This window comes from Vibrio sp. OPT20, from assembly GCF_963889365.1.
In the GTDB taxonomy this organism is placed as follows: Bacteria; Pseudomonadota; Gammaproteobacteria; order Enterobacterales; family Vibrionaceae; genus Vibrio; species Vibrio splendidus.
Genome location: NZ_CAWPOA010000033.1, coordinates 188,226 through 196,035, shown reverse-complemented (window position 1 = coordinate 196,035; position 7,810 = coordinate 188,226). Strand labels below are relative to the sequence as shown.

Annotated in this window: 6 protein-coding genes, 6 tRNA genes and 1 pseudogene; 2 read left to right on the top strand and 11 right to left on the bottom strand. The window is 44.5% G+C overall.

All coding sequences use genetic code 11. The annotated features are described in order from the left end of the window. Positions 1-146 precede the first annotated feature (146 nt). The 11 genes from AACR09_RS07285 to lolB form a co-directional block, all read right to left on the bottom strand. Positions 147-221: transfer RNA gene (locus AACR09_RS07285), tRNA-Gln, on the bottom strand. Between the two features lie 29 nt (positions 222-250). Further along, positions 251-335, bottom strand: a tRNA-Leu gene (locus AACR09_RS07280). 91 nt (positions 336-426) lie between these two features. After that, a tRNA-Met gene (locus tag AACR09_RS07275) sits at positions 427-503 on the bottom strand. 77 nt (positions 504-580) lie between these two features. Further along, positions 581-655, bottom strand: a tRNA-Gln gene (locus tag AACR09_RS07270). A 29-nt stretch (positions 656-684) separates the two neighbouring features. Beyond that, a tRNA-Leu gene (locus AACR09_RS07265) sits at positions 685-769 on the bottom strand. A 68-nt stretch (positions 770-837) separates the two neighbouring features. Beyond that, positions 838-914 (bottom strand) — tRNA-Met (locus AACR09_RS07260). Between the two features lie 280 nt (positions 915-1,194). After that, positions 1,195-2,286, bottom strand: a complete 1,092-nt coding sequence (gene ychF / locus AACR09_RS07255; protein ID WP_026012356.1) for a redox-regulated ATPase YchF — start codon at positions 2,284-2,286, stop codon at positions 1,195-1,197. A 10-nt stretch (positions 2,287-2,296) separates the two neighbouring features. After that, positions 2,297-2,887 carry an aminoacyl-tRNA hydrolase gene (gene pth / locus AACR09_RS07250; RefSeq protein ID WP_010439162.1) on the bottom strand — a complete coding sequence of 197 codons (591 nt, stop codon included), beginning with the start codon at positions 2,885-2,887 and terminating at the stop codon, positions 2,297-2,299. 208 nt (positions 2,888-3,095) lie between these two features. Beyond that, the gene (locus AACR09_RS07245; protein ID WP_012603389.1) at positions 3,096-4,040 is read right to left on the bottom strand and encodes a ribose-phosphate pyrophosphokinase; all 945 of its coding nucleotides are present in this window, start codon (positions 4,038-4,040) and stop codon (positions 3,096-3,098) included. 27 nt (positions 4,041-4,067) lie between these two features. Then, positions 4,068-4,943 carry a 4-(cytidine 5'-diphospho)-2-C-methyl-D-erythritol kinase gene (ispE, locus tag AACR09_RS07240; RefSeq protein WP_017071199.1) on the bottom strand — a complete coding sequence of 292 codons (876 nt, stop codon included), beginning with the start codon at positions 4,941-4,943 and terminating at the stop codon, positions 4,068-4,070. After that, a complete protein-coding gene (gene lolB, locus AACR09_RS07235; protein ID WP_193836265.1) occupies positions 4,940-5,587 on the bottom strand; it encodes a lipoprotein insertase outer membrane protein LolB in 648 nt (215 codons plus the stop codon). The genes ispE and lolB overlap by 4 nt, the downstream gene beginning before the upstream one ends. A gap of 160 nt (positions 5,588-5,747) precedes the next feature. On the opposite strand from lolB, the gene hemA reads away from it, so the two are divergent. Both hemA and AACR09_RS07225 read left to right on the top strand, forming a co-directional pair. Beyond that, positions 5,748-7,007, top strand: a complete 1,260-nt coding sequence (hemA, locus tag AACR09_RS07230; RefSeq protein WP_004736235.1) for a glutamyl-tRNA reductase — start codon at positions 5,748-5,750, stop codon at positions 7,005-7,007. A 28-nt stretch (positions 7,008-7,035) separates the two neighbouring features. Beyond that, positions 7,036-7,810 (top strand): annotated as a pseudogene (locus AACR09_RS07225) (peptide chain release factor 1); the annotation flags it as partial.

The following is a 7,810-nucleotide window of genomic DNA, read 5'->3' as shown; positions in this document are numbered from 1 at the left end:
GTCGGAGAGACTTGAACTCTCACACCTCTCGGCGCCAGAACCTAAATCTGGTGCGTCTACCAATTCCGCCACGACCGCAGCAAAGCTTTTACTCTAGCAAAGAGTATAGTTAAGAAGACTTATGGTTTGTCTAAGTAACGTTGTAATGGCTGGGCTACCTGGATTCGAACCAGGGAATGCTGGCATCAAAAGCCAGTGCCTTACCGCTTGGCGATAGCCCAACAGGATATCATTTAAGATATCTAAATAATGGTGCGGTCGGAGAGACTTGAACTCTCACACCTCTCGGCGCCAGAACCTAAATCTGGTGCGTCTACCAATTCCGCCACGACCGCAGCAAAGCTTTTACTCTAGCGAAGAGTATAGTTAAGAAGACTTATGGTTTGTCTAAGTAACGTTGTTTGTTCTTCTTTCATAAAGAAAGAATGGTGGCTACTGCGGGATTCGAACCTGCGACCCCATCATTATGAGTGATGTGCTCTAACCAACTGAGCTAAGTAGCCATCTGAGAGCGAAGTAATATAATATAATCTCGCTTCCAATGCCATTATCTTTTTAAAGATAATTACACTTTAAATTGTGGCTGGGCTACCTGGATTCGAACCAGGGAATGCTGGCATCAAAAGCCAGTGCCTTACCGCTTGGCGATAGCCCAACAATGATATCAATTAAGATATCTCAATATGGTGCGGTCGGAGAGACTTGAACTCTCACACCTCTCGGCGCCAGAACCTAAATCTGGTGCGTCTACCAATTCCGCCACGACCGCTTTACTTTCCTAAAAACTCTTTGTTGTTAAGAGACAGATGTTTAATAACAAACAGAGTGCTTAGGAAATGGTGGCTACTGCGGGATTCGAACCTGCGACCCCATCATTATGAGTGATGTGCTCTAACCAACTGAGCTAAGTAGCCATTTCCAAATTGTTGCTCATTTCGAGACGTTGCCGCTTCGTTGTGAACGGGGCGCATTATGCGGAGTTGAGTGAAACCCGTCAACTTTTTTTTTGAATAAATCGCGAATAAACATCTGTTCGGTTTCTTTTTAGGCAAAGAGGTGTATTTGTCGACAAAAAACAGGTCTAAAAGGCGATATATATAGGAAGTTAAGTTTTGGATGTGGGGCTATTTCTAAAGGGGCAAAACAAAAAGGCCAGTGAATTCACTGGCCTTTTTTCTAGATGTTTAATCAGAATTATACGTTGAAGCGGAAGTGAACTACGTCACCATCTTTAACGATGTATTCTTTGCCTTCAAGACGCCATTTACCTGCATCTTTTGCTCCGCTTTCACCGCCAAATTCGATGAAATGTTCGTAGCCAACTACTTCTGCACGGATGAAACCTTTCTCGAAGTCGGTGTGGATCTTACCAGCTGCTTGCGGCGCTGTTGCACCGATAGGAATAGTCCAAGCACGAACTTCTTTAACACCTGCAGTAAAGTAAGTTTGAAGAGTCAGTAGCTCGTAACCAGAGCGGATCACTCGGTTAAGGCCTGGTTCTTCGATGCCCATGTCAGCTAGGAACTCTTCACGATCTTCATCGTCAAGCTCAGAAAGTTCAGATTCGATTGCAGCACACACAGCAACAACAACGTTGTTCTCTTTTTCTGCATATTCGCGAACGGCGTCTAGGTAAGGGTTGTTTTCAAAACCATCTTCAGCAACGTTTGCAATGTACATTGTTGGCTTAAGCGTTAGGAAGTTAAGGTAGTCGATTGCTGCTACTTCTTCTTTGCCAAGTTCAACAGTACGAGCCATACCACCTTCAGTCAGGATAGGTAGAAGCTTTTCAAGAACTGTAGTTTCAAATTTAGCGTCTTTATCTCCGCCTTTTGCTTTTTTAGCATTGCGGAAGATTGCACGTTCACAGCTATCTAGATCGGCAAGAGCAAGCTCAAGGTTGATCACTTCGATATCTTCGATTGGAGATACTTTGCCTGAAACGTGAACGATGTTTTCGTTTTCAAAGCAGCGTACAACGTGACCGATAGCATCAGTTTCGCGGATGTTAGCTAGGAATTTGTTACCTAGACCTTCACCTTTAGATGCGCCAGCAACTAGGCCTGCGATATCTACGAATTCCATTGTCGTTGGAAGGATCTTCTGTGGATTAACAATTTTTGCTAATGCATCTAAGCGTAGATCTGGAACCGGAACGATACCTGTGTTTGGTTCGATCGTACAAAATGGAAAGTTTGCTGCTTCGATGCCTGCTTTAGTCAGTGCGTTAAACAGAGTTGACTTACCAACGTTTGGTAGACCAACGATGCCACATTTAAAACCCATGATATAAACCTTATTCTGCTTTGAACGTATGTAAGCGATTTTGTGCTTTTGGTAGGCCATCTTTTAATAAGATGTCTAGGCTACGAACCGATTCGTCAACGACAGCCTCGATACACTCTTGCTCTTTCGCAGGAGCTTTGCCTAATACATAACCTGCAACTTTATCTTTGTGTCCTGGATGGCCAATGCCTAACCTAAGACGATAGAATTCTTTATTGTTACCCTGCTTGCTGATGATGTCTTTCAGACCATTATGTCCACCATGACCACCACCTTTTTTAAACTTTCCAATACCTGGAGGAAGATCTAACTCATCGTGAGCGACCATGATCTCTTCTGGTTTAATTTGGTAGAACTTTGCTAAGGCAGCAACAGCTTTGCCTGACAAGTTCATAAAAGTCGTTGGGATCAGCAAGCGAAGATCTTCACCATGAACCATGATACGACCCGTTAGGCCAAAGAACTTTGGTTCGTTCTTTAGTGTCACGTTATGTACACGCGCTAATTCTTCAACTACCCAAGCACCCGCATTGTGGCGAGTTTTGGCGTATTCTGGACCTGGATTAGCCAGTCCAACGAGAAGTTTTATTTGTTGGCTCAAGGTATGGATCTCTCTTGGGATTTCAAAAAGCGCCGTATGATATCACAGTTTATGAAAAAGGTGCGAGCTAGCTGATAGCAACACGATGATTCCTGACTGTGGTGAATTGCGGCTTAATATTGGTTAGACATAAAAAAAGCACTTCATTCAATGAAGTGCTTAATGTGTCTCTCTCACGAGTTTCTAAAACAAAGCTATAGAGCTTTGATTAGTTAAACATCGCTGAGATTGATTCTTCGTTGCTGATGCGGCGAATTGCTTCAGCAAGCATGCGAGAAAGGCTTAGCTCAGTAACTTTGCCTGTCGCAGCCATCTCTGGAGAAAGCTTGATTGAATCTGTAACAATAACTTGGTCTAGAACTGAGTTACGGATGTTTTCTGCAGCAGTACCAGAGAATACAGCGTGAGTAGCGTAAGCGAATACACGCTTAGCACCGCGCTCTTTAAGCGCTTCAGCTGCTTTGCACAGTGTGCCACCAGTATCGATCATGTCATCAACGATAACACAGTCACGACCTTCAACATCACCGATCAGGTTCATTACTTCAGAAACGTTAGCACGTGGACGACGCTTATCAACGATAGCGATGTCAACATCACCTAGCGCTTTAGCGGTTGCACGAGCACGTACAACACCACCAAGGTCTGGAGAAACCACTACTGGGTTTTCTAGGCCACGGTTAGCCATGTCTTCTAGAAGAACTGGAGTGCCGAAGATGTTATCAACAGGTACATCGAAGAAGCCTTGGATTTGCTCTGCGTGTAGGTCGATAGTAAGAACGCGGTCAACACCAACGTTAGAAAGGAAATCTGCAACAACTTTTGCAGTAATAGGCACACGAGCAGAACGTACACGACGATCTTGACGGGCATAACCGAAGTAAGGGATTACAGCAGTAATACGGCCAGCAGAAGCACGGCGCATTGCGTCAATCATTACCACCAATTCCATAAGGTTGTCATTGGTTGGTGCACAAGTTGATTGAATCAGGAATACATCGCTACCACGAACGTTTTCATTGATTTGAACAGCGACTTCGCCATCAGAAAAACGGTCTACAGTAGCATCGCCAAGAGAGATGTATAGACGATCAGCAATACGTTGGGCTAGTTCAGGTGTTGCGTTACCAGCAAATAGCTTCATATCAGGCACGGTGGAAACCTCGGGTTGCGTCCAGTTTTAAATAGATTGTGGGTGGGCTGATTGGTATTCAGCCAAAGTTTCTTTCAAAGGCGAAATGTTTCGTCCTCTCGCGACAAACGCGGAAACTGTGTCAGGCAGTTGCTCTAGCACCGATTCGGCTTCTTTTTTGCTGCTAAATTCAGCAAAAACGCATGAACCCGTACCAGTCAATCTCGACGGCGCGTATTGTAGCAGCCATGAAAGTTGCTTATCAACCTCTGGGTACAGCATTCGCACAATTTTTTCGCAATCGTTTACGTATTCTTGCTCTAGAAGCGTTGCTAGTGCTCGCTTCGGCGTATTTCGAGTTAATTCTGAATGTGTGAATATGTCTACAGTTGCTATGCTCACTTGAGGTTTAACGACGAGATACCATTTTTCATCCGGATTAGCAGGCTGTAGCTGTTCTCCAACCCCTTCGGCAAAGGCCGCGTGGCCTCGAACGAAGACCGGAACGTCAGCACCTAGCTGCAAACCGATTTCGGCAAGTTGATCATCAGAGAGGTTGAGTTGCCATAAATAATTAAGCGCGACCAGCACGGTTGCTGCATTTGAAGAGCCCCCACCAATGCCACCTCCCATTGGCAACACTTTCTTGAGTTCAATATCCGCACCGAAAGAGGTCGATGTATATTGTTGGAGGGCAGTGGCGGCTTTCCAAATTAGATTATCTTCCAGTGCAACACCTGGGATTTCAGGGGTTATTGTGATCGCACTGGTTTCTTGATTTGCACTAACTGTTAGCTCATCGCCAAACTCGACAAACTGAAATAAGGTCTGAAGTTCATGATAACCATTGTCACGTCGACCAGTGATATAAAGAAATAAATTCAGTTTAGCCGGAGAAGGCCAGTGGGTTGGCGTTGTTATCATTTTTTCAGTGTCCACTTCGAAACTACAATGTTGATTTTGTTCTCGTCTTGCTTGAATGACAATCGAGTAGGGAGTGGGATTGTCTCTACCTTAGTGTTGTCTTCATCCGATAGTTGCTTACTCGGCATCTCTGTATTTCGATAGTTATCAAAATTCAGTGTCCATAGTTGGTTGCTAACTTGTTTGGTGAGAGATTCAAGCGTGTTGGTGGTGTTCAATTGGTAGCTATCGGCTTGGTCTGGAATGCCAAGGAACCATTGTGGTAGATGGTCAATAGGAATCTGTAATCCAGTAAGTTGCTCTACCAATACAGATGCACTTGCGTGAGTGAACACCTGATCATCATAAGTGACTACCTTGGCTCCCGATGGATCAATGGTGAGGTTCAAGGCGGTTTGACCAAGGAAAGTGGTCAGTCTTAATTGACTCTGATTTGGTGAATGCTTCCAAATGAAATTTAGGCTTTGGCGTTGCTCTGGAGAAATGTAAGCGAGCTTGCCTGAGGCTTGGTAGTTTTCTATCTGTAAAAGCCGATCTTGGTGACTTTGCCACTCGACGCTGGTCGGTTGTTCTGGGATAGACGAGCAACCCACCATAATTATGGTTATAAAAATAAGAGACGTGATTTTACGAAGCTTGCTCATATTTGCTCACAACTTGTTCAAATTTATCTAAAAAACGTCTCAACTATAGCATTGAATTCACGAAGTCAGGAAAACAAATCCCGCTTGCTCTTTAAATAGAGCCATGCATCAAGTAAAATTCGCCCCTTGTTTCCATTCCCTGATCGAGAACTTCTGATACATGTCTTTGCTTGCCGTAGGTATCAATCACAATACAGCGTCGGTTGAATTGCGAGAAAAAGTCGCTTTTGGTCCAGATAAATTATCTGAGGCACTCAAGCAACTTAACGCAAATGCACACGTAAATGGAAGTGTCATACTTTCTACCTGTAATCGAACTGAAGTGTATTGTGACGTCAAAGGCGTGGCAAAAAACAAGCTCATCGATTGGTTGTCAGTTTTCCATCAAGTTAGCCCTGAAGAGCTAAAACCCAGCATTTATATCCATGAAGAGCAGGCTGCGATTAAACATTTAATGCGCGTAGCTTGTGGTTTGGACTCCTTGGTATTGGGTGAGCCGCAGATCTTAGGTCAGGTGAAGCAAGCTTATACGGACTCGCGAGAGAACAAATCTGTTGATGCTTCAATGGAAAAACTGTTCCAGAAATCATTTTCTGTCGCCAAGCGTGTTCGAACTGAAACTGAAATTGGCGGAAGCGCGGTGTCTGTTGCTTACGCAGCCTGTACGTTAGCTAAACACATCTTTGAGTCGATTGCCGATTCAACCGTGTTATTGGTTGGTGCGGGTGAGACGATTGAATTGGTGGCTAAACACCTTTCTGCGAATGGCTGCACTAAGATGATAGTGGCTAACCGAACTCGTGAGCGTGCTTTAGGGCTAGCTGAAGAGTTTGGTGCTGAAGTGATCAGCCTGAATGAGATTCCTGACCATTTGCATAGAGCGGATATCGTGATCAGCTCAACTGCAAGCCCGCTGCCTATTATTGGTAAGGGCATGGTAGAGACCGCACTTAAGACAAGAAAACATCAACCTATGTTGTTGGTTGATATTGCCGTTCCTCGTGATGTGGAATCTCAGGTCGGCGATCTGAATGATGCTTACCTATATTCCGTTGACGATTTGCAGTCGATCGTTGATGGCAATATTGAACAACGAAAAGTAGAAGCGATTCAAGCTGAAGCAATAGTTAGTGAAGAAAGCGCCGCGTTTATGAGTTGGATGCGTTCACTGCAAGCGGTAGACAGTATTCGTGATTACCGTAAATCGGCCAATGAAATCCGAGAAGATTTATTAAGTAAGAGTTTACAATCACTTGCCGCTGGCGGTGACCCTGAGAAAGTCTTACTTGAGCTAAGTAATAAGCTCACAAACAAATTGATCCATGCTCCAACGCGTGCACTTCAAAGTGCAGCTGAGCAAGGAGAACCTGCAAAATTAATGGTCATTAGACAGAGTTTGGGCTTAGAAAACCCTCAATAATATTCGACCTCCAACAGAATAAGACATTATGAAAGCCTCGATTCTAATAAAGCTTGAAACACTTGTTGAACGCTATGAAGAAGTTCAACATCTACTTGGTGATCCCGGTGTACTTGGGAATCAAGACAAATTCCGTGCCTTGTCAAAAGAGTATTCTCAATTAGAAGAGGTGACGGGGTGCTTCAAATCATACCAGCAAGCTCAAGAAGATTTAGAAGCTGCTGAAGAGATGGCAAATGAAGACGACGCAGAAATGCGCGAAATGGCTCAAGAAGAGATCAAAGATGCGAAAGCGAACATTGAACGTCTGACTGATGAGCTGCAAATTCTTCTGATTCCAAAAGATCCAAACGATGAGCGTAACTGTTTCTTAGAGATTCGTGCCGGTGCTGGTGGTGATGAAGCGGGTATTTTTGCGGGTAACCTTTTCCGTATGTACTCTAGATTTGCCGAGAAAAAAGGTTGGCGCGTTGAGGTGATGAGCAGCAATGTTTCAGAGCAGGGCGGCTTTAAAGAGATGATCGCTAAAATCAGTGGCGACGCTGTTTACGGCACAATGAAGTTCGAGTCTGGCGGTCACCGTGTACAACGTGTACCTGAGACTGAGTCTCAAGGTCGTGTTCATACATCAGCATGTACCGTTGCGGTTATGCCTGAGATCCCAGAAGCAGATCTTCCAGAGATCAAAGCTGGCGATCTTAAGATTGATACTTTCCGTGCATCTGGCGCGGGTGGTCAGCACGTTAACACCACGGATTCAGCAATCCGTATTACTCACTTACCAACAGGTACCGTAGTAGAGT